We start from the raw sequence: 25,672 nt of genomic DNA on the forward strand, positions 1-25,672 counted from the left end.
TCGAAAGGTCCACCATGAAGAAAACCCTTGGCATCGCCGCTGCTGCTGCTGCCATCGCCCTGTCCCTCTCCGCCTGCGGCGCACCCGCTCCGACCTCCACCGAGGCCAAAGGCGAAATCAACTACTGGCTCTGGGACGCCAACCAGCTCCCTGCCTACCAGCAGTGCGCCGATGACTTCACCAAGGCCAATCCGGACATCAAGGTCAAGGTCACCCAGCGCGGCTGGGACGATTACTGGACCACCCTGACCAACGGCTTCGTCGCCGGAACGGCGCCGGACGTCTTCACCGACCACCTGGCCAAATACCCCGAGTTCGCCGCCAAGAAGCAGCTCCTCGCCCTGGACGACGCCGTCAAGAACGACAAGCTCGACCTGGACATCTACAACAAGGGCCTGACCGATTTGTGGGTTACCGAAGACGGCAAACGCTACGGTCTGCCCAAGGACTGGGACACCGTCGCGATGTTCTACAACAAGAAGCTCGTCACTGATGCGGGCTACACGGAAGAGCAGCTCAAGGGCCTCGACTGGAACCCGAAGGACGGCGGCAGTTACGAGAAGGCCATCGCGCACTTGAGCGTGGACAAGAACGGTGTCCGCGGCGACGAGTCCGGCTTCGACAAGAACAACGTCGCGGTCTATGGTTTGGGCCTGGAAAACTCCGGCGCCGGCACCGGCCAGACCCAGTGGAGCTTCCTCAGCGCCACCATGGGCTGGACCCACAATGACAAGAACCCGTGGGGCAAGGACTTCAACTACAACGACCCCAAGTTCCAGGAAACCATCGCCTGGTGGGCCGGACTCGTTGACAAGGGCTACATGCCCAAGCTCGAAACCACCGTGGGTGCCAGCGTGACTGATAACTTCGGGGCCGGCAAGGCCGCCATCAACACCAACGGCTCCTGGATGATCGGGCAGTACACCAGCTACAAGGGAGTGGAAACAGGCATCGCCCCCACACCCAAGGGACCGGACGGCAAGCGCGCGTCCATGTTCAACGGCCTGGCCGACTCCATCTGGGCCGGAACCAAGAGCCCGGCAGCCTCCATCAAATGGGTCGAATACCTCGCCTCGGCAAAATGCCAGGACGTCGTGGCGGCTAAAGCAGTCGTTTTTCCCGCCATCACTTCCTCCTCCGAGCTCGCCGCCAAGGCGTTCGAGGCCAAGGGTATTGACGTCACCGCCTTCACCACCCATGTCACGGACGACACCACGTTCCTCCTCCCGATCGCGGACAAAGCGGCCAAGGTCGAGGGCATCATGAAGCCGGCCATGGACGCAGTCCTCTCCGGCAAGAAGCCGGTCAGCTCCCTCAGCGACGCCAACGAACAGGTCAACGCCCTCTTCAAGTAGGCCAGAAGCTTGACCGGCTGTGCGCCGCGGGCATTGCGTTCCGCGGCGCACAGCCTGGCTTTTTTTATCACTCCCACCCTTTAGAAGGACAGCATTCAATGGACCCCCTCCACCTCCGTTCCGCCGGCACCAGCCTGGTGGTCAGTTTCGACAGCGGGGAGGCCGAGGTCATCCACTGGGGCGCGGATCTTGGCAGCACCCTGCCGGACCTCGCCATCCTCGGCGAACCGATCCCCCACTCCGCCATCGACGCCAACGTGCCCGCCGGCCTCCTGCCGCAGGCATCCTCCAGCTGGCGCGGCCGTCCCGCCCTCCGCGGCCACCGCACCGCCGACGGCGTCTCCGGCCTCGACTTCTCGGCCCGCCTCCGCGTCGTGACAACGAGCGCCGAGGGCAATTCCGCCGTCATCGTCCAGGCCGATTCCGACGCCGGCCTCACTGTCTCGTCCGCATTGACACTGCACGACGGCGGCCTGCTGGAGCTGCGGCACACCCTCACCAACGACGGCGCCACGCCCTACCAGCTCGACGAGCTGGCCACCGTCCTCCCGGCGGCGCCCGACGCCGTCGAACTCTTGGACCTGACCGGGCGCTGGTGCCGGGAACGCCACCCGCAGCGCCGCCCCATCCAGCAGGGCACCTGGGTCCGCACCGGCCGGCACGGCCGCACCGGACACGACTTCTCGCTGCTCTTCGCCGCCGGCACCGCCGGGTTCGGCAACCGCCACGGTAAGGTTTGGGCCACGCACCTGGCCTGGAGCGGCAACCACGAACAGTTCGCGGACAGCATTGGCGATGGCCGCACCATGATCGGCGGCTCCGAACTCCTGGGCCCGGCCGAGGTCATCCTCGCACCCGGCGCCAGCTACACCACACCGGCGCTCTTCGCCGCATACTCGGACCGCGGCCTGGACGGCATCAGCGAGGCGTTCTACAGCTGGTTTCGGTCCCGCCCCCACCACGTGCTCCCAGCAGCCGCCGCCGGCACTTCGACTCCCGGCAAGCCCCGCCCGGTGGTGCTCAACACCTGGGAAGCGGTCTACTTCGACCACAACCTCTCCACCCTGATCGAGCTGGCCGACTCCGCCGCCGAACTGGGCGTGGAACGGTTTGTGCTCGACGACGGCTGGTTCCGCGGCCGCCGCGACGACCACGCCGGCCTGGGCGACTGGTACGTCGACGAATCGCTCTGGCCCGACGGCCTCACGCCCCTGATCGACGCCGTGACCTCACGCGGGATGGAATTCGGGCTCTGGGTGGAACCGGAAATGGTCAACCTGAACTCCGACATTGTCCGCGCGCACCCAGAATGGATCGTTGGTCCGTCCGTCCAGAGCTACAAGGACGGCGGCCGCCTGCCCCTTGAATGGCGGAACCAGCATGTGATCGACCTCGTGAACCCGGAAGGGTGGCAGTACATTTTCGACCGCGTCGACACCCTGCTGCGCGAGAACAACATCAGCTACCTCAAATGGGACCAGAACCGGGACCAGCTCGAACACGGCCACGCCGGCCGCTCTTCGGTCCACGAACAGACCCTCGCCGCCTACCGCCTCTTCGACGAACTCAAAAAGGCCCACCCCGGCGTCGAAATTGAAAGCTGCTCCTCCGGCGGCGCCCGCGTGGACCTGGGCATCCTGGAACGCACCGACCGGATCTGGGCCTCGGACTGCAACGACGCGCTCGAACGGCAGACCATCCAGCGCTGGACCGGACTGGTGATCCCGCCGGAGCTCGTGGGCGGCCACGTCGGACCCACCACCTCGCACACCACAGCCCGCACGCACGATCTGTCCTTCCGCGCCATCACGGCACTGTTCGGCCACTTCGGCATGGAGTGGGATGTCCGCAGCGTCCAGGGCGCCGAGCGCGAGGAACTCAAACGCTTCATCAGCCTCTACAAGGAACACCGCGCCCTGATCCATAGCGGGCACATGGTCCGCGCTGACCTCGCTGATGACTCGCTCATGCTCCACGGCGTAGTTGCCGACAGCGGTGCAGACATGGGTAAAGGTTCGACGGCGGCACTGTTCGCCCTGGTCAGCACACGCACCGCCTTCGCGGAACAACCCGGACGGATCACCATCCCCGGGCTGTACCCGGACCGGGACTACCAGGCAGAAGCCATCTTCCCGGCCCCGGCCGATGCCGACTACGCCCACACCTTCACCCAGGTCCAGCCCCCCGCCTGGCTAGCAGACGGCGCAGTGGCCAGCGGCCGGTTCCTCGCCCAAGTGGGCCTGCCCATGCCCGCACTCAACCCGGAACACGCCCTCGTCCTGAGGTTCACGGCCCTGTAACCGCCAGATGGCCTCCTGCGCAAGCACTGATCGTAAGAATGCGCGGCAGGCCATCCCAGGCGCTAGATTTGCATCCATGACTGAAGCCACCACCGCTGCCGGACGCGGCACCATCCTTGTGATCAACGGCCCCAACCTCAATCTGTTGGGCACCCGTGAGCCGGAGAAGTACGGTACCTCCACCCTCGCGGACGTGGAGCAACTGGCAGCCAGCACGGCGCAGGCCCACGGTTTCAACGTGGAATGCGTCCAGTCCAACCATGAGGGTGTGCTTCTGGACGTCATCCACGCAGCCCGTGGCACCGCCGTCGGGATTGTGCTTAACGCCGGCGCCTTCACCCACACGTCCGTGGCCCTGCGCGACGCCCTGGCGGCAGTGCAGCTGCCCGCAGTCGAGGTCCACATCACCAACGTGCACCAGCGTGAGGACTTCAGGCACCACTCGTTCCTGTCCCCGGTCTGCGCCGCGGTGATCGTGGGCGCCGGGGTCTTCGGCTACAAGCTGGCCATCGACTACCTCGCCGAAACGCTGTAGCTGGGCGCCGGCTGGCTCAGTCCGCCATGGCTATTTCTGGATGCACTGCCCGGAGGAGACGGGTGCGCTGAGGCTTGCGGCCTGGGACGCGACCGGGAACAGGTCATCTATGGTGATGGCGAATCCCATTTCGGTGCCTGAGGTTGCCTTGGCGAAAATGACGCCGGCCACCAGTCCCTCCATGGTCAGCAGCGGCCCGCCCGAGTTACCAGGCTGGACATCGCCGGCCAGGCGATAGATCGCCGAGGGGGCAGGGTTTTCGCCGTAGATATCAGGGACCAGAACTGACGTAATGTCCTGAACCGTGGCGGGTTTGGACTGGAACGGACCGCCGTGCGGATACCCCGCGAAGGCGGCCGGGCTGCCGTTCGGAAGGTCGGACGTCAATGTGAGCGGCTCCGAAGGCAACCCGTCCACGGCCAGGACGGCGAGGTCGTGCCGGGTGTCGAAGTACACCACCCGGCCGGGCATCGCGCCGCCGTCGGGAATTTCAACCACCGGCTGCGACACGCCCGCCACAACATGGGCGTTGGTCACAACCCGGCCCGGGGAAACCACAAAACCGGTGCCGGTCTGGTTCTGCCCGCATTGGTAGGCGGTTCCGGCAATTTTCAGGACTGACCGCGCGGCCAGGTTCAGCGCCGGCGTATCGGTACTGGCATTGGGCACCGCCACTGGCTGCCCCTGGTCCAGACCTTCCAGCAGCGTGGGAATTCCGTTGCCGATCACAGTGGACCGCAGCTGCGCCATGGTGGTCTTCAACGGAACAGGCGTCAGCCCGTCGATGTACCGGATGACTTTGGACTCGGCCAGTTGCTGCGACACTAACGGAACGCCCAGGGCGCTGATGCTGAAGGCGAGCATGGACATCACCAGGGCCGAAACCACGACGTTGACGGCCCCGCCCACCAGCCGGTCCACCGCGCGCAGCGGCTTGATCCGCACGGCGCCGCGGATTGTGCGCCCGATCATGGTCCCGAGGCCGTGGCCCAGGGCCATGAGTACGACGGCGGCGGCCACGATCGCGGTCAGCCTCCAGCCGGAGTCATCCACGAAGCCGCTGACCAGTGGAACGGCAAAGAATGCGGCCACAGCGCCCGCGGCGAAGCCTGCGATACCGCCGAGCGTGACCAGGAAGCCGTTGCGCAGGCCATAGATCAGGTAAGACAGCAGGGCAAGGATCAGCGCCAGGTCCAGAACGGTCAAACCAAACACTGACGCTCCTCTAATACGGTTGAGCCCCAATTCTAGTGGGGCAAGCTGACATTGTTCTGCGGGCGCCAGTCGCCCGCCCCTGCGGGCCGGGTTCGCCCCACGTTCGGTCGTAAAAATCACACCCCCGGCGGGGCCGGACACCGGATCGTGCCCGCATTAGTCACTGTCAGCGGCGTTTCCGCTGCCAAGTACGTCACAGAAGCTTGAAAATTCTGAAACAATGGCAAAAGCGCCACAGCCGACACTTTTTATTCAGGAGATTTCATGGACATCGAGGTACTGCGCCGAGCACCCTTATTTGCCACGCTCGACGACGAAGCATTCCGCCTGCTGACGGACGAGCTGACCGAGGTGGACCTCTCCCGCGGTGCCTCGGTATTCCGCGAGGGCGACCAGGGCGACCAGCTCTACTTCATCGTCTCCGGCAAGGTGAAGCTGGGCCGCACGTCCCCCGATGGCAGGGAGTCCCTGCTCGCCATCCTGGGCCCGGGTGAATTGTTCGGCGAAATGGCACTCTTTGACCCCAGCCCGCGCACGGCCACGGCGACGGCAGTCTCCGAAACCCGCCTCGCGGGCCTGAAGAACGAAAGCCTCAACGCCCTGCTGCGGACGCGCCCCGAGGTTTCGGCGCAGCTGCTGCAGGCTCTGGCCCGCCGCCTGCGCCGCACCAACGATTCGCTCTCGGACCTGGTGTTCTCCGACGTCCCCGGCCGCGTGGCCAAGGCCCTGCTGGATCTGGCCGATCGCTTCGGCCGCCCCGCAACGGACGGCGTCCTGGTAGCCCACGAGCTCACGCAGGAAGAACTGGCCCAGCTGGTAGGCGCCTCCCGCGAGACTGTCAACAAGGCTCTGGCAGAGTTCGTCCAGCGCGGCTGGCTCCGCCTCGAAGCCCGCGCCGTAGTGATCCTGGACATGCAGCGCCTGCGCCAGCGCTCCCGCTAAACGTTCAAAAGTTCCGCATGAAGAAGGCCGGCCCGAAGAATCGGAGCCGGCCTTCTGCGTTGGTGCCGAAAGCGGATCGGAAATGGGGATCCGGCAGCGTGCGCCAGAGCGACGAAGGAGCAGCACGCAGAGGATTTCCGTTTTCGGTCCGCGGAGCTAGCGCTCGCGCTGCGGGTCCCCGGCTACGGTTTGGGCGGCCTCGACTTCGAGCATCAGCGTGCCCTCTTCGTCGACGAGCCGCGCCTGATACACGTGGGGTTTGCGCTTGTAGCTGAGGTAGGCGATGCAGCCGTTCGCAGCGGCCATCTTCTCGAGCATGATCTCCGAGCCCGGCACCAGGAGCTGGCCAAGCGTGAGGCCCACGGTGTTCTCCTGGCCTGCTTCATCGCCCAGTGCGTTGGTGCTGCGCGCGGCGATGGCCTGTGTGGCGCACACCCAGCGGCCCCAGACGCCTTTGCTCTGCAGCAGGCTGGGCTGCTGGTTCATGGGGACTGTGGCGGCGAAATAGCGGGTGTCGAAGCGGCGGTGCGCGAAGTCGGGGCTGCGCCAGTTGACAAGCGGCTTCAGGAGGTCGGTCCGCAGCGAGAGTCCCCGCTTGGCGAGCACCTCCGTGAAGGTCTTCTCCTGGTCGGCGACCGCCACGCGTGCACGCATCCAGTCGTGGGTTGAGGTGCCTTCAACCGTGGTGGACATGTCCGGCCCGGCGAGCAGCACGCCGGTTTCCTCAAACAGTTCTCGGATGGCGCCCACCACGTGGCGGCGCGCCAGCCCGACGTCGTTCGTCCCCATCTGCTCGGCCCAATGCTGGGGTGAGGGGCCCAGCCAGCCGACGGCGTCGTCGTCGGACGCCTCCAGGGAACCTCCGGGGAAGGCTAGGACGCCTAACGGCGAGGAGCCGGGCCGGTAACCCAGCCACGTCTCCAGGCCGGTGGGCGAGTCACGCAGCAGCACCACAGAGGATGCGTAGCGGGCGGCGCGCGGGGTCCGCTCGCCGTGTTCGAGCCAGCTTTGGGCGGCCCCTTCAAGATCCGGAGGAAGGGCAAACAAGCGTCGGGCGAGGTGCGGCAATTGAGTGAACCGGGTCCTTAGCTGAATTCAGCGATCAGTTCGACCTCTACGGGAGAGTCGAGCGGAAGGACCGACACGCCGACGGCGGAGCGGGCGTGCCTGCCTGCGTCACCGAAGACCTGGCCGAGGAGCTCGGACGCACCGTTGATGACGCCGGGCTGTCCGGTGAAGGCCGGATCAGAGGACACGAAGCCCACCACCTTGACGATGCGGGTGATGCGGTCCAGATCGCCGATGACGCTCTTAATGGCCGCCAGCGCGTTGATGGCGCAGACGGCGGCGTAGGCCTTGGCGTCCTCAGGGGACACGGTGGGCTCATCAGAGTGGCCTTCCGTGCCGGTGGAGACTTTGCCGGTTGCCTCGAGTTTGCCATTAATAAACGGCAGCTGGCCGGAGGTGTAAACATGGCTGCCGGTGATGACGGCCGGGACGTAGGCTGCTACGGGCGCGGCCACCTCGGGGAGGGTCAGTCCCAACTCGGCGAGGCGCTGCTCGACGGCGGAAACCGGCGCTGATTCAGACGCGTTTTCCGGCGTGGGTAAAGGGCCGGACGTGGTCTCTGCGGGGGTGCTCATGGCTACTGCTTCTCCCTCTTCAGGTAGGCAACCAGGCCGTTGCCGTCCGGTCCGGTGATTACCTGGACGAGCTCCCAGCCGTCCTCTCCCCACTGATCCAGGATCTGCTTGGTGGCGTGAATAATGAGCGGAATCGTGGCGTACTCCCATTTGGTCATGAAAGAAAGACTAGTCGTTGCCGGTAAAGTGGAAAACATGGTGACTCGTAAGAACCCCATTTTCGACACGGCCACTACCCTCGGAAAGATCTTTGGCTTCCTTGGTGTGAGCGCAATTTGTGGTGTCCTGGTGGCGGGCCTGCTTGTCCCGGCCGCCGCTGTTTCTGGCAGCGCGGCAAGCGGCTCCATCGAGTTCTTCGATACCCTCCCGGCAGAGCTGCAGGTGGACCCGCCCAGCCAGTCCACCCGGATCCTCGCCTCGGACGGCAGCCTGATCGCGAACCTGTATGAGGAAAACCGGACCAAGGTTGCCCTCGACCAGATCTCGCCGTTCATGAAAAAAGCCATCATCGCTGTCGAGGACAGCCGGTTCTACGAGCATGGCGGTGTGGACACCACCGGCATCCTCCGCGCCATGGTCAGCACAGCCCGTGGCAACAAACAGGGTGCCTCCACCATCACCCAGCAGTACGTGAACAACGTGCTCAACGCCAACCTCGCCGCCGAGGGAAACACCGCGGACATCAAGCTCAACGGTGTTAACAAGGGCGTCGGAGATAAGCTTCGCGAAATGAAGCTCGCGATCGCCCTGGAGAAGGAATTCTCCAAGGAGCAGATCCTCGAGGGTTACCTCAACATCGTCTTCTTCAACCGCGACGCCTACGGCATCGAGGCCGCGTCCAAATTCTTCTTCAGCACCACGGCTAAGGATCTGACCCTCCCGCAGGCAGCACTCCTTGCAGGCCTCGTGAACAGCCCGTCGGCCTTCGACCCGATCACCAACCCGGAGAACGCCAAGGAGCGTCGCGACCTGGTGCTTGGCCTGATGCTGAACCAGGAAAAGATCACCCAGGCCGATCACGACGCCGCCGTGGCCACCCCGGTTGAGCCGAAGGTCACGCCGGCGCGCCAAGGCTGCGCCTACGCCTCCACGGCACCCTATTTCTGCGACTATGTGCTTCACCTGCTGCTGAACAACCCGGCCTACGGTGCGACCCCCGAGGAGCGCGTCAATAGCATCTTCCGTGGCGGCCTGACCATCACCACCACGCTGGACGTCAACGCGCAGAAGGTTGCCCAAGCTGAGTCAGACGCGGCTGCCGGCGCCAACCCGGACAACTGGGGCGCGTCCATAGTCTCTGTACAGCCCAACACCGGCAAGATCCTGAACATGGCGCAGAACACCTCATTCCTGCCAACGGAGGGGAAGTTCAACCAGACGCAGAACTTCAACGTGGACAAACGGGACAAGGACGGCAACGACCTCAACGGCCTGGGCGGATTCCAGCCCGGCTCCACCATGAAGCCCTTCACGTTCGCCGAATGGCTGAACGAGGGCAAGTCCATGAACACCAACGTCAACGCCGCCACCCGCACGTACCCGCAGAACTTCCCCTGGAAGAACACCTGCCCGGAACCCACAGTGGGCTGGTACGACGCCAGGATTCCCGGCAGCTTCGACCTGCAGAACTCCGACGACGGCTACTACCGGAACATGACCGTCCTGTACGGCCTGCAGAACTCGATCAACACGGCCACCTTCGCCTCCGCGGCGCAGGTTGACCTCTGCGGCATCCAGAAGATCGTGGATGCGGTCGGAATCCACGGTGGCCTGCCGGTGGGTGACAACTTCCATCCGCCGGTCAAGATGACCACTTTGGCCAACCTGATCGGCTCAACGCAGACGGCCCCGCTCACGATGGCCTCCGCGTTTGCCACATTCGCCAACGACGGCAAGTACTGCGAGCCCATCGCCATCACCTCTGTCTCGGACCAGACCGGCGCGCAGCTCCCGGCCCAGGCCACGAGCTGCCGCGATGCCGTCAAACCGGAGGTCGCCCGGGGCGTGGCATATGCCATGCAGAAGGTACTTGATGAGGGTTCAGGATCGCTCATCAAGCCGCGGCTCTCCACCAAAACCAACTTCCCGGTGGCGGCCAAGACCGGCACCAACGACACCAACGGCTCCACCTGGGTGGTCGGTTACACCACCGGTGTGGCCACCGCAGCGTGGTTCGGTGACCCGCTGGGTGACCAGCTCCGGCCCGGCCGGAACCTGACGGTCAACGGACAGTTCTACAAGGCGATCGACGGTTACATGATCGCCGGGCCCATGTTCTCCAAGTACATGGCCCAGGTCGCTCCAGCGTACGGCACCAATGCGTTCACGGCGCCGCCCACCAACATGGTGAACGGAACGCCTGTTCGGACCACTCCGTCACCTCAGGCCACCGCGCCCGCCCCGGCCCCGGAGCCGTCTGCCCCGCCGACACCGAACCCCGCACCGGGCAACAGCGACAAGAGCAAGGGCTAGCCACTCATGGCAGTCAGCCCAACGTTGGCCAGCCGCGTCCGGAACATCGGGCGCGGCTTTGCCGTCACCGCCGGCGCGGGAACTGCAGCGGGCCTCGCAGCCTTCGGATACGGGCTGTGGGAGAAAAACCAGTTTGTCCTGCGCGAGGAGACGCTGCCCATCCTGCCCGCAGGCCACGAGCCCTTCCGCGTCCTGCATCTGAGCGACATCCACTTCGTCCCGGGCCAGGACACCAAGGCACGCTGGCTGGAGTCGCTGGCGTCGCTGGAGCCGGACCTGGTGGTCAACACCGGGGACAACCTCAGCCACGTCAAAGCCGTGGAACCGCTGCTCAAGGCGCTGCGGCCGCTCCTGGAATTTCCCGGCGTTTTCGTCCCCGGCTCCAATGACTACTACGGCCCGAGCTTCAAAAACCCCGCCTCCTACCTGCTGGGCCCATCCAAAGCCAAGCCCAAAGCCATCGAGCTGGACTGGCCGCGGCTGCGGTCCGGCTTCGGCATGGGCGGCTGGGTGGATCTCACCAACAGGCACCAATCCGTGGTGTTGAAAAGGATCCGGTTCGACTTTTCCGGCGTGGACGATCCGCACCTGGGCCGGGAACGCTACGCGGGCTGGCCCCGCGGCACCCGGGACCAAGACCAGAACGCTCACCTTCGGGTTGCGGTCATCCATGCCCCCTACCAGCGGGTCCTGGACCATTTCACGCGGGACGGCGCTGACCTGCTGCTGGCGGGCCACACCCATGGCGGGCAGCTCTGCGTTCCCGGCTACGGCGCCCTGACAGCCAACTGCGACCTCCCCACGTGGCGGGCGAAGGGACTCAACAACTGGGAAAGCAACGGACGCACGACGCCGGTCAACGTCTCCGGCGGCATCGGCACCTCCCGGTTCGCTCCCATCCGCATCGCCTGCAAACCCGAGGCTGTCCTGCTGACGCTGACCTCCGCCGAATAACCCCGTTGCTCTATCACTTCGAGTCGCTAACGGGCTCGAATGGCAACCGGAAGTGATAGAGCAACCGGGGGCGGGCGTGTGAATGGTCTCACGCCATGGCATAGGGTAGTTGCTAAGGGAAACTACATTCGATTTAGAGCTTGAGAAGCGGGCATGGCCAAGCAGACCTCATTTTTCAGATCCATCAGCCGCCTTTATCCTCACGTGAGGCCGATCATCCCCCGGCTGGTGATGGGCCTCCTCTGCGCACTCCTGGCCAGCGTCGTGGCGCTCACCATCCCGCAGGTGCTGCGGGTCCTCGTCAATGAGTCCCTCACACCCGGTGGCGCGTCGGACGCCGTCTGGACTGCCGCCGTCGTCATCCTTGTCCTGGGTATCGCGGAAGCGGGACTCGTGGCCCTCCGCCGGCAGTTTGTGATTAACCCCGCCACCACTGTTGAAACCCGGATGCGGGTCTCGCTCTACGGGCACCTGCAGGACCTGACCGTGTCCTTCCACGACCGCTGGGGCTCCGGCCAACTGCTGTCACGCGCCATGACGGACCTGAACTTCCTGCGTCGCTGGATGGCGTTCGGTGCCATCATGCTGGTGGTCACCACGCTCACGGTGGTCATCGGCATTGTGGTCATGTTCTCCATGAGCTGGCAGCTGGCCCTGATCTTCCTGGCCGCGGCGGCGCCCATCATGGCCTACGGTTTCCGGTTCCGGACCCGCTTCAGCAAGGTGGCACGCCGGAGCCAGGACCAGGCCGGCGACCTCGCCACCACGGTGGAGGAATCCGTCCACGGCATCCGCGTCCTGAAGGCCTTCGGCCGCAGCCGCGAAGCCCTGGAGAACTTCAACGAGCAGGCCGAGGAACTCCGCCAGACCGAGATCGTGAAGGCGAAGCACCAGGCGACGTTCACCATGGTAGTCACCCTGCTGCCGGAACTCGCGCTCGGCGCCGGGCTGGTGGTGGGCGTGATGCTCTGCGCCAGTGGCCAGCTAAGCATCGGCGCGCTGGTGGCGTTCTTCGCCACCGCCGCCGTCATCGCGACGCCCGTGGAATTCTCCGGCATGCTGCTGGCCATGGCACTCACCGCCAAATCCGCCGTCGACCGCCACTTCGAGGTCATGGATTCGGTCAACACCATCACCAGTCCCCCGGAGCCGCGCACCCCCTCGCTGCTGTTGGGCGCACTCAGCTTCAACAACGCCACATTCGCGTTCGAGGACGCACCGGACAAACCCATCCTCACGAACATCAACCTGGACGTCCGGCCGGGCGAAACCATGGCACTGGTGGGCATCACGGGCAGCGGCAAGAGCGCTCTGATCCAGCTGGTCCCGCGCCTCTACGACGTCACCGATGGCTCCATCACCATTGACCGTGTGGACCTGCGCGAGTTCGACGTCGACGGGCTCCGGCGCGTGGTCGGCGTCGCGTTCGAGGACACCACGTTGTTCTCCAGTTCCGTCCGCGACAACGTGCTCCTCGGGGCACCGGACCGCAGCGAGGAAGCCCTGGACGAAGCCCTGGATGTGGCGCAGGCCCACTTCGCATACTCGCTGCCGGAGGGCGTGGACACCCTCATCGGCGAGGAGGGTCTGAGCCTCTCCGGCGGGCAGCGGCAGCGGATTGCCCTGGCACGGGCCATCGCGGCGCGGCCCCGGGTCCTGGTGCTGGACGACCCGCTGTCCGCCCTGGACGTGCACACCGAGGAGCTTGTGGAAATCCGGCTCCGCGCGGTCCTGAAGGACACCACAACGCTGATCGTCGCGCACCGCCCGTCCACCGTGGCGCTGGCCGACCGGGTGGCGCTGCTCAAGGACGGCCGGATCGCGGCCGTCGGAACCCACACCGAACTGCTGGCGCACAACCCCCACTACCGCTATGTCATCGCCAGCCTGGGCCAGGAACCCCGGGACCTGGACTCGGAGCTGTCCGAGCTTGAGGACGAGTCAAAGGACAGCATCCGATGAGCAACGCAACCTTCGGCACCGCCAACGAGGACAACACGCACCTCAGCAAGGCGGACAGCAAAACAGTACGACGGCGGTCGCTCGCCCTTTTGGCCGCACTGATCCGGCCGGTGCGGCTCAGGTTCTGGCTGACCATCGCCACGGTGGTCCTGTCCCAGGCCGCGCGCGTGGCCGGGCCGGCCCTGATCGCTTTCGGCATCGACCACGCGCTCCCGTCACTGCAGGCAGGCGACAACCTCCCGCTGGTGTTCACCGGCGTCGCCTACCTGCTCGCGGCTATCGCGACGGCGGGACTCACCGCCCTCTACGTCACCTCCACCGCGCGGCTCAGCCAGGCCATGCTGCTGGACCTGCGCGTCCGGGTCTTCCGGCACACCCAGCGCCTGAGCCTGGAATTCCACGAAAAGTACACGTCCGGCCGGATCATCGCCCGGCAGACCTCGGACCTGGAGGCGCTGCGGGAACTCCTCGATTCCGGTGTCAGCTCCCTCGCCTCGGGCCTGCTGTTTATGGTCTTCACGGCGGTCACGGTATTTGCGCTGGACTGGCGCAGTGGGCTGATCGTGCTGGCCGCGGGCGTCCCCATGTACTTCCTGTCTCGCTGGTACCAGAAGCACTCCCAGATCGTGTTCCGTGAGTCCCGGGTAGTTTCCGCCCGGCTCATTGTGCACTTTGTGGAAACCATGACCGGGATTCGGGCGGTGAAGGCCTTCCGCAAGGAGACCGAGAACGCCCGGAAGTACGGCCAGTTGTCCGAGGACTACCGGCTGGTTACCGTGCGCTCCATCAACCTCAACGGCATCTTCCAGCCCGGCCTGGTGCTGATCGGCAACGTCTGCGTGGCCGTGGTGCTCCTGTTCGGCGGGTTCCGCGTCCTTGGCGGGGACCTCGCCGTGGGCGTGCTGCTGGCGTTGATGCTTTCCACCAAGCGCTTTTTCCAGCCAGTGGACCAGATGGCCATGTTCTACAACTCGTTCCAGAGTGCCCAGGCGGCCCTGGAGAAGGTCTCCGGCCTGCTGGAAGAGGTTCCCACGGTCCGGCCGCCCAAGAACCCCGTGGCGCTCCGCGATGCCCGGGGCACCATCGACTTCAAGGGTGTGGAGTTCGGCTACGGCGACGGCCCGGTCATCATTCCCACCATGGACCTGCACATCCCCGCCGGCCAGACCGTGGCCCTGGTGGGGCAGACCGGTGCTGGAAAATCAACGTTGGCCAAGCTGATCGCCCGCTTCTACGACGTCTCCTGCGGTTCCCTGACCCTGGACGGCGTGGACCTGCGCAGCCTGACCACCACGGACCTGCGCCGGAACATCGTGATGGTCACCCAGGAGGCGTTCCTGTTCAGCGGGTCCGTGGCGGACAACATTGCCCTGGGCCGGCCGGAGGCAACCCGGGCGGAAATCGAGGACGCTGCCCGGGCCGTGGGCGCCCATGACTTCATTACCGATCTCCCCGAAGGCTATGACACGGATGTCAATAAGCGCGGCGGCCGGGTGTCCTCCGGTCAACGGCAGTTGATCAGCTTCGCCCGGGCGTTCCTTGCCCGGCCGGCGGTGCTGATCCTGGACGAGGCCACCTCGTCCCTGGACATCCCCTCCGAGCGGCTCGTCCAGAGCGGCTTGGCTCGCCTTCTGCGGGCAACGTCCGACGCCGGCACTACGTTGGGTGCGCCGGGTTCGTCTAGTGCGGTCCCCGCAGCTGCGGGCTCTGCGGTTGCTGGATCCGCTGCTGCCGGCGGTGGCCGGACAGCACTGATCATCGCGCACCGCCTCTCCACCGTTGAAACAGCCGACCGTGTCCTGGTGGTCCACGACGGCCGCGTGGTCGAGGATGGGACGCCTGCAGACCTCATCGGTGCCGGCGGACGCTTCGCAGACCTCCACGGCGCTTGGAAGGACTCCCTGGTCTGACCCGCGCGGTCGGGCTTTTCCAGCGTCGGGATGTCCCAGCGGCCGCCGATTTCGCATCCGGGCCTGGCGTCGGCTATCCTTGTAAAGTTGCTTTTGCAGCGGATCGGGATGTGGCGCAGCTTGGTAGCGCGCGTCGTTCGGGACGACGAGGTCGCAGGTTCAAATCCTGTCATCCCGACCAATAGAAAGAGGGTCTCCCCAAAGGGAGGCCCTCTTTTGCATCTCCCGGCTGTCACGTACCGGACAGCGAGCGGTCAAGTGCCATGACAAAGAAATAGCCCCGGGGCATGATGACCATGCCCCGGGGCCGCGCCTCCTGAGAGGATTTCTTACATCGGGTCGGGCCAGTTGCCCACGTACGTAGTGTAGGTCGTGCCGGTCTTGTCCTTAACGGGCTTGGACATGGGATCGGGCCAGTTGCCAACGGCTACGGATACGCCGGTGGTGTCGGCGATGGAACCTGCCGACAGGACAGCCGGGGCCGCCGCAGAAAATGCCAAGGCCGCAGCGAGTACGCCAGCGGCCGCAATCTTCTTCAACATATAAGTTCCTCAATACGAGTCGGATTCGTTACAAAGTCAGCACTGTCCTTGTTGACATACATTGTAAAATGTTTTCCACAGGGACTGTCAAGCATTGCGTACAAAGTCTGTCCAGAATTAGGAGGATACCCGTGGGCAACGGATTCGGGGAGAAGCTCCGAGCGGAGCGTCTCGAACGTGGGCTGACACAGGCTGAACTGGGCAAGGACCTGTATTCCCCCAGTTATATCTCCCTCCTCGAAACCGGCCGCCGTGAGCCGACGGCCGAAGTGATCGAAGAACTCGCCCGCAGGCTGGAGCTTGCGCCCAAGGCGCTGGAAGCCTGGAGCCAGCCCATCACCGTCAGCGACGCCGAGTACGTCCTGGCCGGCCTCTACGCGCGCCAGGCCTGGGACCTCAGGGACTACCCGCTAGCGGCCAACCACGCAGCCAACGCAGCCCAGATAGCCCTGGAGGGCAGGAATACCAGCGCGTGGTGGAATATGACCTATATGCAGGCCGAGTGCCTGATTAAACAGGGCAATTGGCAGGAATGCCAAAAGATCATGCAGCACCTCTTGGAGCACCCGATGGCCACCGAATCTGCCGGTCTGGCCGTTCGTGCCCGCCAGATGCTCGCCGCTATCTGCCAGGGACAGGGCCAGCTGAGCACCGCCGTGGAGCATGCACTGGCGGCCGTCCAACTTTGTGGCCAACTGCCCACCGGTTCCACCCTGATCATCGGCGCATACCGTGCGCTGATCGGTGCACTGGCGGAGAGCGGCCGCCTGGACGAGGCCTGGAAGTACTGCCAGGCCATGAATGACGAGATGGACGAGCACTCAATGTCCCAGCTCGCCGGTGAGGTTGCCTGGGTGATCGGCAACGTGGCGTTTATGCGGCACGATTATCCGGAGGGCATCAAGTACCACGAGCGCGCGGCCCGGATGCTCTCGCCCGCCAATGACATCGATCTCTGGGCCCGTTTCAACAAGGCTTCTGCCGCCGTCCGGCTGTCCTCCGGAATCGTTGAACCGGAAACACTTTCCAGCATCGAGCGCGCCGAGCTGGCCCTGTCCATTGTGGGCGGCAACAAGAGCGACCAGCTGGAAGTTGCGTTTATCCGCGCCCGCTGGCTGTATCTCACCGGCGACATCGTGGCTGCCATCAACAAGCTCCGGGAGATCCACGCGGAATCCGGCGAGCTGGCCAAGCACACGGCAGGGGAAGTTTCACTCCTGCTGGGCAAGTCGCTGAAAGCTGCCGGCGAGTCCGACGAAGCCCTGGTCTACCTCGAAGAAGCGCAGAAGGCCTTCAGTGCCGCGGGAGCCTCGGACCGCGTCCAACAGTCACTGGATGCGGTCCTCGAAATCAGGCTCGCCCAGCAGAGAGCCGTAGCAGCAGCGAAAGCCGTCAAAGCAAGCTAGGACGGGGCCCGGCGCGAAGCCGGGCCGGGTAAGAGTGTTCTAGGAGAACGTCCTGCCCGTGATCTTTTCGTAGGCCTCGATGTAGCGGCTGCGAGTGCGGGCCACAACGTCTGCCGGCAGGGCGGGCGGTGCCACGTCGGAGTTCTTGTCCCAGCCTGATTCGGCCGACGTCAGCCAGTCGCGCACATACTGCTTGTCGTAAGAGGGCTGCGCCTTCCCCGGCTCGTACGTGGCCGCATCCCAGAAACGCGAGGAATCCGGTGTCAGGACCTCGTCGCCCAGGGTGATGGTCCCCGACACGGCGTCGTAGCCGAACTCCACCTTGGTGTCGGCCAGGATGATGCCGCGTTGGCGGGCGATCTTCTCGGCGCCGGTGTAAATTTTCAGGGTCAGCTCGCTGAGGCGTGCGGCGATGTCGTCCCCCACCATGGCCACAACATCGTTGTAGGAGATGTTTTCGTCGTGCGCGCCCACCTCGGCCTTCGCGGACGGTGTGAAGATGGCCTGTTCCAGCCGGGATCCGTCCACCAGGCCCGGCGGCAGCGGAATCTCGCAGACCGTCCCTTTGGCCTTGTACTCCAGCAGTCCGGTGCCGGTGAGGTAGCCGCGGGCGATACATTCCACCGGGAACATGTCCAGCTTCCGGCAGATCATCGCGCGGCCTTCCACGGCCGCCGGGACGCCGTCTTCCGCCGTGGATGCCAGCACGTGGTGGACCACGTCAAGCTGGTCGAACCACCACAGGCTCAACTGCGTGAGGATGCGGCCCTTGTCCGGGATTTCGCTGGCCAGCACGTGGTCGTAGGCGCTGATGCGGTCGCTTGCCACCACCAGGACGCAGTCCTGGCCCACCTGCTGGCGGATGGCTTCGTCCGCCGGTTCGTAGAGGTCGCGGACCTTGCCGGAGTATACGTGCGTCCAGCCCGGAAGGTCCAGGGTTTCGGTGCTGAAGCCGCGCGGCTTCTGTGGTTCCTGGGCGGAGTTCTCAGTCATGCTTATACCTTCGCCTTCGTAACGGGGAGCGCTCCGGTGGCGTTGGGCGCAACCTTTATCTCGCCGCGTGCAGCCTTGCGGCCGATGTCCGTCCGGAACTGGGAGCCCTCCAGCTGAACCAGCTCCACGCCGTCGTACGCCCGTTCCCGGGCCTCCACCAGGTCGCTGCCGAGGGCAACGACGGCGAGCACCCGGCCGCCGGCCGAGATCACCTTGCCGTCGTCGTCGAGCGCGGTGCCCGCGTGGATCACGTGCACACCGTCGAGCTCATCGACCTTCTTGAGTCCGCGGATACGGTCACCGGTGCGCGGGGAGTCCGGGTAGTTTTCGGACGCGACGACGACGGCGACGGCCGTTTCCTTGGACCAGCGCAACTCTTCCGCCTTGTCCAGTTCGCCCTTGGCGGCTGCCATCAGCAGCGCACCGAGGGGGGTTTTGAGCCGGGCCAGCACGGCCTGCGTCTCGGGGTCGCCGAAGCGAACGTTGAATTCAATGACACGGGTGCCGCGCGTGGTCAGCGCCAGGCCAACAAACAGCACACCCACGAACGGCGTGCCGCGGTTCGCCATCTCATTGACCGTGGGCTGGGCCACCCGGTCGATCACCTCCTGGACCAGTCCGGCGGGGGCCCATTCCAGCGGGGTGTAAGCGCCCATGCCGCCGGTATTGGGGCCTTCATCGTTGTCGAAGATGCGCTTAAAGTCCTGGGCCGGGGACAGGGCGACTGTGTTGCGGCCGTCGCACAGGACAAAGACAGAGACCTCGGGGCCGTCAAGAAATTCCTCGATCACCACGGTGCCGGCGGCGTCGAAACAGGTCTGCGCATGGGCCAGGGCTTCGTCGCGGTTGTTGGTCACCACGACGCCCTTGCCGGCTGCGAGACCGTCGTCCTTGACCACGTAGGGTGCGCCGAAGGTATCCAGGGCCGAGGCCGCTTCCCCGGCGTCGGTAGCCACCAACGCCATGGCTGTGGGCACTCCGGCTTCGGCCATGACCTCCTTGGCGAATGCTTTGGAGGCTTCCAGCTGGGCCGCGGCCTTGCTGGGGCCAAAGACCGGAATGCCGGCGTCGCGGACGGCGTCGGATACCCCAGCCGCCAGGGGTGCCTCGGGGCCCACCACCACCAGGTCCACGCCGAGCTTGGTGGCAAGCGCCGCAACGGCGTCGGGATCATTCCCGTCAACGTTGTGGGTGGGGACCAGCTTGCTGATGCCGGCGTTGCCGGGAGCTGCATGGACCTCGGATACGTTGGGGTCAGCGAGCAGGGAGCGGACAATGGCGTGTTCGCGGCCTCCAGGGCCAATGACGAGTACCTTCACAGTCTCCAAGGGTACTTTGTGCACCCTGCCCTTTCCTAAGGGGGTGTTCCTAAGCTGTGGCCCCGCCCGGCAATCCGCGGGGCCCGGCGCAACGAATGAAAGGCATGAAGAAACTTGTGAAGTGGCTCAAGGGTCCCGCCGCCATGGCCGCGCTGGCAGGCGTTGCGGCTGCCGCCGTCGTACTTTCCGTTGCGGAACTGATCGGAGCGTTCTTTACGGCCCGGGCAACCCCGGTGATCGCGCTGGGGTCCACTTTCATCGACTTCACACCACCATGGATGAAGGATTTTGCCATTGCCACGTTCGGCACGAACGACAAGGCAGCGCTTTTCGCGGGGATGGGCCTGACCATATTCCTGTTGGCATGCGTGCTGGGTGTTGTTGCCTACCGCAAATGGGCGCTGGGTGTTGCCGGTGTACTGCTGTTGGGCGCCGTGATCGTGGCCAGCGTGGTGACGCGGGCCAGCGTGAAGCCGCTGGACGCCATCCCCACCGTGCTGGGCACGGTAGCCGGACTGATAGTGCTGCGGTTGCTGATCGCCCCCCTCTGGCGCCTGAAGTCCTGGCCTGAGGCACCTGCCGACACGGGCGCCGAGGAGCCTGACCGTCCTGCCACCAGCCGCCGCCGTTTCTTCGCCGCAGCAGGAATCACCGTGGTCGGCGCCAGCATCGCGGCCACAGGCGGACGCCTGCTCAGTGCCGCCCGCAGCAACATCTCCAAAGCCCGCGAGGCCCTGCAGCTGCCCACCCCGGCAAAGGCCGCCGCGGCTGTGCCCGCGGGAGTCCAGTCCCCCGCTGCCGGCGTGACACCCTGGGTCACACCCAACGGGGACTTCTACCGGATCGACACCGCACTCAGTGTCCCCGAAATCAACGCCGATGACTGGGAGCTGCGCGTGCATGGGCTAGTGGAGCAAGAGGTCCGCCTCACGTTCCAGGACCTGCTCGACGCCGACCTTATCGAATCACACGTGACACTCACCTGCGTTTCCAACCCGGTGGGTGGAAACCTCGCCGGGAACGCACGCTGGCTCGGCCTTCCCATCCGCGAGGTCCTCAAACGGGCCCGGCCCAAGGACGGCGCGGACATGGTGCTGTCCACGTCAATCGATGGCTTCAGCGCCTCCACGCCGCTGGAGGTTCTGCAGGATGACCGCGACGCCATGTTGGCAATCGGCATGAACGGTGAGCCGCTGCCGCTGGAGCACGGCTATCCGGTGCGCATGGTGGTGCCCGGACTCTACGGATTTGTCTCCGCCACGAAGTGGGTGGTGGACCTGGAAGTGACACGGTTCGCGGACAGCAAGGCCTACTGGACCCAGCGCGGCTGGTCCGAGCGCGGCCCCATCAAGACCATGGCCCGGGTGGAAGTCCCGAAGTCCTTCGCCAAGGTGCCAGCCGGCCGCGTGGCGATTGGCGGCACGGCCTGGGCGCAGACCCGCGGCATCACCAAGGTGGAAGTCCAGATCGACAATGACCCTTGGGCCGAGGCCGTCCTGTCCACCGAAGCATCCCTCATCACGTGGCGCCAGTGGTCCTTCGACTGGGAAGCCACACCCGGACCGCACTACATCAAGGTCCGTGCCACCGACGGAACGGGCGAGGTCCAGACCGATCAGCGCGCCGATCCAGTACCCGACGGCGCCTCCGGCTGGCAGTCCGTCATGGTGACCGTGGAATAGCCCGGCATTCAACGAATCCGCCCCTAGACTGACAATATGCCGCACAACCCGCATGCCACGTTCACCGTGGACTCCGCCGTAGAACTCGCTGTTGTTGAACGAAGCGGTTTTGTGGAGTCCCGGCACATCGGCTCCGCCGTCGTACTGTCCGCCGACGGGTCCGTCGTCACCGAACTCGGCGACATCCTGACTCCCCTGTACGCACGGTCCGCGCTCAAACCGCTGCAGGCCCTGGCGTCCATGCAGTCCGGCGTCCCCCTGCGCGGCGCGCAGGTGGCGCTGGCCTGCGGCAGCCACACGGGCTCCCTGGACCATATGGATGTAGTGGAGGGCATGCTCAAGGCCGCCGGCGTCCGGGAGGACCAACTCCAGTGCCCCGCCGCCTGGCCCCAGGACGAGACGGCCCGCAACTGGATGGCTCTTTCCGAGCGGGGCAAGTCCAAGCTAGCCTTTAACTGCTCCGGAAAGCACGCCGCCTTCCTGTGGGCCTGCACGGAAAACGGCTGGGACACCCACAGCTACCTCGAGCCGAACCATCCCCTGCAGCAACGGGTCCGCAGCGTGATCGAGGAATACAGCGGCGAGCGCATCGCCCATCTGGGCATTGACGGGTGCGGCGCCCCTGTTGCCGCTATTTCGCTGACCGGGCTGGCCCGCGCATTCTCGATGCTGGCCAAGGCGCCTGGCGACAAGAACTCCAACGCCCGGGCCGCCACCATCGCCACGTCCATGCTCGACTACCCTTGGGCCGTCCAGGGCCGCGGCCAGGCCAACACCATCGTGATGGACGAACTCGGCATCATTGCCAAGATCGGCGCAGAGGGCGTCCTGGCCATGGCCACACCCCAGGGCGTGTCCGTGGCTATCAAGATGCTGGACGGGAATCTGCGCGCCACGTCGCTGGTGGGCCTGACACTTCTTGCCGCGGTTGGCGCCGTGGACGTCCCCGGAGTCTCCAGCGTTCTCGAAAAAGTGGTTGCCCCGGTGATGGGCGGCAGCCACGAGGTGGGCAAGATCCGGCTGGGTCCGGCCGTGTCAGCTCTTCTGGACTGACATGGCCGTAGCACGTCGTCGGATCGGCATTGAAGAAGGTACTGCGGCACTGGCCGCGTGGCAGGAAGCCGCCGCATCGCCGTCGGACGTTCCACTCCCCCGCAACGTCACTGCCACGGCTGTGCGATACACGCTGGAGGAGGTGACCGCGAGGGCGCCGGGGAATTCGGTGGAGGTGAGGGTGCCGCCGTTCGGAGTCACCCAGTGCGTCGAGGGGCCGAGGCACACCCGCGGAACCCCGCCCAACGTGATCGAGTGCGACGCCGCCACCTGGCTGGGCATGGTGACCGGCCGGTTGAGCTGGGCGGACGCTGTCGCGGCCAGCAGGGTGTCCGCCTCCGGTCTGCGCGCGGACCTCTCAGCGCTGCTACCCCTTTAACCCTCGAGTTTTTGTTATTGGCCGATCCAGCCGATTTTGAGCGGGTTATCTGCCCAAAAACTCGGGGGGGAAGGTCAGTCAGTCAGTCCGACATCGTCAGCAGCCTGCCAAGGGCGCTTGCCTGCAGGTTGTCCAGGATGTCCCGGGGCCCGGCATAGACCTCGGCCGCACCGGCCGCCCGCAACTCGGCGGCGCTGGTCCCCCCGCAGGTGACGCCGATGGCGGGGATACCCAACGCTGCGGCGGCTTGCATGTCCCAGACCGCGTCACCCACGTAGACAGCGTCGGCCGCGGCCACACCAACAGCTTGCAGCGCTGCCACCAGGATGTCCGGCGCCGGCTTGCTTGCCTTCGCATCGTCGGCGCTGGTGGCGGCATGGATGAACGAGTCCGCACCGAGGGTCCTGCGGTTGGCCGCCAGATCCTGAGTTCGGGCCGATGATGCCAGGGCGACGGCGAGTCCCCCGGCGTGGCACTGGGCCAGCAACTCCTTGGCGCCGTCCAATGGACGCAGCGACGGCCAGCTCTGTGCGAACACCGCCGCATGGCTGGCCAGGATGTCGTCATCTGCCTCCCGGTCCCGGCCAGCAGGAAGGAGGGTGTCCACCAGTCGCGCTCCGCCCATCCCTACACAGCGGTGAATGGCGGCCATGGGGACATCATGCTGGTGCTGGCGGAAGGCCTGCCACCACGCAAGCGTGTGGATATACGCAGAGTCCACCAAGGTCCCGTCCACGTCAAAAAGGACACCCCGCTCTCTGCCGCGGACCAGGGCATGGCTCTGGGTGATCATCACCCAGCCACAGCGCGAGCGGCCCCGGACAGCTTCCTGCCGCGGGCAGCGCTATCCTTCGACGCCGACGCGGCGCCAATCCGGACCCGGATGACTGCTCCGGCACCGTTGCCGCTGCGGTCCCTGATCAGGCCGGTGCCGGCAATCTCGCGGGCCATCCCAATGCCGGCCACCGCGGCATTCTTGGTGGGAAAGGTCACGGAGATTGCCATCAGGTTCCCGGAACCGTCCAACATCCGTACCCTGTAGCCGCCGTCGGGCGCATCCACCAGCTCAAAATGTCCGGCCATTACAACCACCCCTCGTTCAGTCACGGCGCTGTGCCTTTTGGGAGCGTTCCGCGATTCTAGTAAGTATACTTACCTTCCTTCCGGAGGTGAAGACCTGGCCGGGCGTCAACCCGTCATTGCCCCGGTTTTTCGGCCTCCGGTGGAATAGGTGCGTCACTGCGGCGAACTGTACCCTGATGCAGCTCAAGGGCGCTTGTCACAAGCGCGAAGTGGCTGAAGGCCTGGGGCGTATTGCCCAACTGCCGGCCTGCCCGGACACCCCATTCCTCACTGAGAAGACCCACATCGTTGCGCAGTTCCAGGAGGCGTTCGAAGAGTGCGGTGGACTCCTCGGTGCGTCCCGCACCCAGCAGAGCTTCCACCAACCAGAACGAGCACGCCAGGAACACTCCCTCGCCTCCTGGGAGGCCGTCGTCGCTGTCGGCGGACCGGTAGCGCATCACGAAACCGTCCTCGGTCAGCTCCCGCTGGATGGCGTCAATGGTCCCCAGAACGCGGGCATCATCCGGTGGCAGGAAGCCCACCCGGGGGATCAGTAGGAGGCTGGCGTCAAGTTCGGGCCTCCCGTATGACTGCACGAAGGTGTTGCGGGCAGGATCGAAACCGTTGGCCATGACGTCCCCGTGAATGGTGTCGCGAAGGGCCTCCCAGCGTTCCACGGGGCCGGGCAGACCGAAATCACGGACGCCCTTGACCATCCGGTCCGCGGCCACCCAGGCCATCACCTTCGAATGCGTGAAATGACGCCGCGGCCCGCGCATCTCCCAGAGTCCGTTGTCCGGCTGGTCCCAGATGGTCTCCAGATGCTGCATCAGGGCGACCTGAACGTCCCACGATTCATCCGCATATTTCAGCAGCGAGGTCCTGGTCAGCGCAAGGCAATCGAGCACCTCCCCCCAGACGTCCAGCTGAAGCTGCTCCGCGGCGCCGTTCCCGGTCCGAACCGGTTTCGAATTCTCGTACCCGGCAAGCCATGGCAGTTCCATCTCCGGAAGCCTGCGTTCTCCGTGGATCCCATACATGATCTGCAGGTCGGCCGGATCGCCTGCCACAGCGCGGAGCAGCCAGTCGCGCCAGGCGGCGGCCTCGGCGGTGTAGCCGGCGGCCAGCAGGGCCTGCAGTGTCATGGCGGCGTCCCGCAGCCAGCAGTAGCGGTAGTCCCAGTTGCGGGGGCCGCCGAGCTGTTCCGGCAGGGACGTGGTGACGGCGGCCACGATGCCTCCGGTGGGGGCGTAAGTCAGCGCTTTCAGTGTCACCAGCGACCGGACCACGGCATCCCGGTACTTGCCCTGCACTGTGCATTGGGACGCCCAGCCGCGCCAGAAGGCGAGCGTGGTGCCCAGCACCACCTCGGCATCCACCGTGTGCGGGCGGGAAAGGTGGCTGGGCGCCCACGTCAGGACAAATGGAACGCGCTCCCCCGCCTCGACCGTGAAGTCGCTGACGGAGTGCATATTCTCGCCGACAAGGGGGGCCTCGGTGACAAAGTAGACGGAGTCGGGCCCGGCGACAGCATGCAGGCCATGCTTGTCGCGGCGCACCCAGGGGATGATGTGCCCGTAATCGAACCTCAGCGCCAGTTCGCCATGCATTCTCACGCTTCCGCTTACGCCCTCCACGATCCGCACGATGTCCGCCACCGAGTCACGCGGCGGCATGAAGTCGATGACGCGGACAGTCCCCTCCGGGGTGTCCCATTCCGTTTCCAGGACCAGGGTCCCCTCCCGGTAACTTCGCCTGGTGCACGTGCCGCCACCAGCGGGTGCGAGCAGCCAGCGACCTGCCTCCGGGGTGTCCAGAAGGGCGTTGAAACATGCCGGGGAGTCGAAGCGCGGCAGGCACAGCCAGTCGATGGAGCCCTCAGTGCTGACGAGGGCGCCGGTGTGGAGATCGCCAACAACTGCGTAGTCTTCGATGCGCGCCATTC

Annotated in this window: 22 protein-coding genes and 1 tRNA gene; 13 read left to right on the forward strand and 10 right to left on the reverse strand. The window is 65.5% G+C overall.

Annotated elements, in window-relative coordinates:
- The first annotated feature begins 14 nt into the window (after window positions 1-14).
- The 3 genes from ACQCSV_RS17190 (at window position 15) to aroQ (ending at window position 4,190) form a co-directional block, all read left to right on the forward strand.
- Complete coding sequence (locus ACQCSV_RS17190; RefSeq protein WP_354154576.1) at window positions 15-1,355, forward strand: sugar ABC transporter substrate-binding protein; 1,341 nt, start codon at window positions 15-17, stop codon at window positions 1,353-1,355.
- Window positions 1,356-1,453: 98 nt separating this feature from the next.
- Window positions 1,454-3,655: an alpha-galactosidase gene (locus ACQCSV_RS17195; RefSeq protein WP_354154575.1), complete on the forward strand. Its 2,202-nt coding sequence runs from the start codon at window positions 1,454-1,456 to the stop codon at window positions 3,653-3,655.
- A gap of 76 nt (window positions 3,656-3,731) precedes the next feature.
- Window positions 3,732-4,190, forward strand: a complete 459-nt coding sequence (gene aroQ / locus ACQCSV_RS17200; protein ID WP_354154574.1) for a type II 3-dehydroquinate dehydratase — start codon at window positions 3,732-3,734, stop codon at window positions 4,188-4,190.
- A gap of 30 nt (window positions 4,191-4,220) precedes the next feature.
- On the opposite strand, the gene ACQCSV_RS17205 is transcribed toward aroQ, so the two are convergent.
- Window positions 4,221-5,405, reverse strand: a complete 1,185-nt coding sequence (locus ACQCSV_RS17205; RefSeq protein WP_354154573.1) for a MarP family serine protease — start codon at window positions 5,403-5,405, stop codon at window positions 4,221-4,223.
- Window positions 5,406-5,669: 264 nt separating this feature from the next.
- On the opposite strand from ACQCSV_RS17205, the gene ACQCSV_RS17210 reads away from it, so the two are divergent.
- Complete coding sequence (locus ACQCSV_RS17210) at window positions 5,670-6,347, forward strand: Crp/Fnr family transcriptional regulator (protein WP_011693220.1); 678 nt, start codon at window positions 5,670-5,672, stop codon at window positions 6,345-6,347.
- A 156-nt stretch (window positions 6,348-6,503) separates the two neighbouring features.
- Here ACQCSV_RS17210 and ACQCSV_RS17215 read toward each other — a convergent pair whose 3' ends face one another.
- From ACQCSV_RS17215 to ACQCSV_RS17225, 3 genes are read right to left on the reverse strand one after another with little or no spacing between them, the layout of a single operon-like run.
- A complete protein-coding gene (locus ACQCSV_RS17215; protein ID WP_354154571.1) occupies window positions 6,504-7,415 on the reverse strand; it encodes an NUDIX hydrolase in 912 nt (303 codons plus the stop codon).
- A gap of 17 nt (window positions 7,416-7,432) precedes the next feature.
- Window positions 7,433-7,990: a RidA family protein gene (locus ACQCSV_RS17220; RefSeq protein ID WP_354154570.1), complete on the reverse strand. Its 558-nt coding sequence runs from the start codon at window positions 7,988-7,990 to the stop codon at window positions 7,433-7,435.
- A 2-nt stretch (window positions 7,991-7,992) separates the two neighbouring features.
- Window positions 7,993-8,148: a DUF4177 domain-containing protein gene (locus ACQCSV_RS17225; RefSeq protein ID WP_099093395.1), complete on the reverse strand. Its 156-nt coding sequence runs from the start codon at window positions 8,146-8,148 to the stop codon at window positions 7,993-7,995.
- On the opposite strand from ACQCSV_RS17225, the gene ACQCSV_RS17230 reads away from it, so the two are divergent.
- The 5 genes from ACQCSV_RS17230 to ACQCSV_RS17250 all read left to right on the forward strand — a co-directional run bounded on the left by ACQCSV_RS17230 (window position 8,147) and on the right by ACQCSV_RS17250 (window position 15,469).
- Complete coding sequence (locus ACQCSV_RS17230; RefSeq protein WP_426938871.1) at window positions 8,147-10,462, forward strand: transglycosylase domain-containing protein; 2,316 nt, start codon at window positions 8,147-8,149, stop codon at window positions 10,460-10,462. The genes ACQCSV_RS17225 and ACQCSV_RS17230 overlap by 2 nt on opposite strands.
- A gap of 6 nt (window positions 10,463-10,468) precedes the next feature.
- On the forward strand, window positions 10,469-11,416 hold the full coding sequence (locus tag ACQCSV_RS17235) for a metallophosphoesterase (protein WP_354154568.1): 948 nt from the start codon (window positions 10,469-10,471) through the stop codon (window positions 11,414-11,416).
- 153 nt (window positions 11,417-11,569) lie between these two features.
- Window positions 11,570-13,378, forward strand: coding sequence for an ABC transporter ATP-binding protein (locus tag ACQCSV_RS17240; protein ID WP_354154567.1), 1,809 nt, complete (start codon window positions 11,570-11,572; stop codon window positions 13,376-13,378).
- Complete coding sequence (locus ACQCSV_RS17245) at window positions 13,375-15,288, forward strand: ABC transporter ATP-binding protein (RefSeq protein ID WP_354222430.1); 1,914 nt, start codon at window positions 13,375-13,377, stop codon at window positions 15,286-15,288. The genes ACQCSV_RS17240 and ACQCSV_RS17245 overlap by 4 nt, the downstream gene beginning before the upstream one ends.
- Window positions 15,289-15,392: 104 nt before the next feature.
- Window positions 15,393-15,469 (forward strand) — tRNA-Pro (locus ACQCSV_RS17250).
- Window positions 15,470-15,617: 148 nt separating this feature from the next.
- Here ACQCSV_RS17250 and ACQCSV_RS17255 read toward each other — a convergent pair.
- Window positions 15,618-15,830, reverse strand: a complete 213-nt coding sequence (locus ACQCSV_RS17255; RefSeq protein WP_141141605.1) for a hypothetical protein — start codon at window positions 15,828-15,830, stop codon at window positions 15,618-15,620.
- 131 nt (window positions 15,831-15,961) lie between these two features.
- Between ACQCSV_RS17255 and ACQCSV_RS17260 the strand changes: the two genes are divergently transcribed.
- Complete coding sequence (locus ACQCSV_RS17260; RefSeq protein WP_426938872.1) at window positions 15,962-17,236, forward strand: helix-turn-helix domain-containing protein; 1,275 nt, start codon at window positions 15,962-15,964, stop codon at window positions 17,234-17,236.
- Between the two features lie 39 nt (window positions 17,237-17,275).
- Here the strand turns inward: ACQCSV_RS17260 and ACQCSV_RS17265 are convergent, their stop codons facing one another.
- Together ACQCSV_RS17265 and purD are read right to left on the reverse strand one after the other, a co-directional pair.
- Window positions 17,276-18,229 (reverse strand): phosphoribosylaminoimidazolesuccinocarboxamide synthase, encoded by a 954-nt coding sequence (locus tag ACQCSV_RS17265; RefSeq protein ID WP_354222434.1) that lies wholly within the window; start codon window positions 18,227-18,229, stop codon window positions 17,276-17,278.
- 2 nt (window positions 18,230-18,231) lie between these two features.
- The gene (gene purD, locus ACQCSV_RS17270) at window positions 18,232-19,548 is read right to left on the reverse strand and encodes a phosphoribosylamine--glycine ligase (protein WP_354154619.1); all 1,317 of its coding nucleotides are present in this window, start codon (window positions 19,546-19,548) and stop codon (window positions 18,232-18,234) included.
- Window positions 19,549-19,652: 104 nt separating this feature from the next.
- Here purD and ACQCSV_RS17275 point away from each other — a divergent pair, with 104 nt between their 5' ends.
- From ACQCSV_RS17275 to ACQCSV_RS17285, 3 genes are read left to right on the forward strand one after another with little or no spacing between them, the layout of a single operon-like run.
- Window positions 19,653-21,230, forward strand: a complete 1,578-nt coding sequence (locus tag ACQCSV_RS17275; protein WP_354154563.1) for a molybdopterin-dependent oxidoreductase — start codon at window positions 19,653-19,655, stop codon at window positions 21,228-21,230.
- 36 nt (window positions 21,231-21,266) lie between these two features.
- Window positions 21,267-22,283, forward strand: a complete 1,017-nt coding sequence (locus ACQCSV_RS17280; RefSeq protein ID WP_354154562.1) for an asparaginase — start codon at window positions 21,267-21,269, stop codon at window positions 22,281-22,283.
- Between the two features lies 1 nt (window position 22,284).
- Window positions 22,285-22,662 carry a sterol carrier family protein gene (locus tag ACQCSV_RS17285; RefSeq protein ID WP_354160353.1) on the forward strand — a complete coding sequence of 126 codons (378 nt, stop codon included), beginning with the start codon at window positions 22,285-22,287 and terminating at the stop codon, window positions 22,660-22,662.
- 82 nt (window positions 22,663-22,744) lie between these two features.
- On the opposite strand, the gene ACQCSV_RS17290 is transcribed toward ACQCSV_RS17285, so the two are convergent.
- The 3 genes from ACQCSV_RS17290 to ACQCSV_RS17300 all read right to left on the reverse strand — a co-directional run bounded on the left by ACQCSV_RS17290 (window position 22,745) and on the right by ACQCSV_RS17300 (window position 25,670).
- Window positions 22,745-23,455: an HAD family hydrolase gene (locus ACQCSV_RS17290; protein ID WP_354154560.1), complete on the reverse strand. Its 711-nt coding sequence runs from the start codon at window positions 23,453-23,455 to the stop codon at window positions 22,745-22,747.
- A complete protein-coding gene (locus tag ACQCSV_RS17295; protein WP_354222554.1) occupies window positions 23,455-23,745 on the reverse strand; it encodes a hypothetical protein in 291 nt (96 codons plus the stop codon). The genes ACQCSV_RS17290 and ACQCSV_RS17295 overlap by 1 nt, the downstream gene beginning before the upstream one ends.
- A 113-nt stretch (window positions 23,746-23,858) precedes the next feature.
- On the reverse strand, window positions 23,859-25,670 hold the full coding sequence (locus tag ACQCSV_RS17300) for a glycoside hydrolase family 15 protein (protein ID WP_354222436.1): 1,812 nt from the start codon (window positions 25,668-25,670) through the stop codon (window positions 23,859-23,861).
- Between the last annotated feature and the right edge of the window lie 2 nt (window positions 25,671-25,672).

Source organism: Pseudarthrobacter sp. S3 (genome assembly GCF_050156905.1).
Lineage (GTDB): Bacteria > Actinomycetota > Actinomycetes > Actinomycetales > Micrococcaceae > Arthrobacter.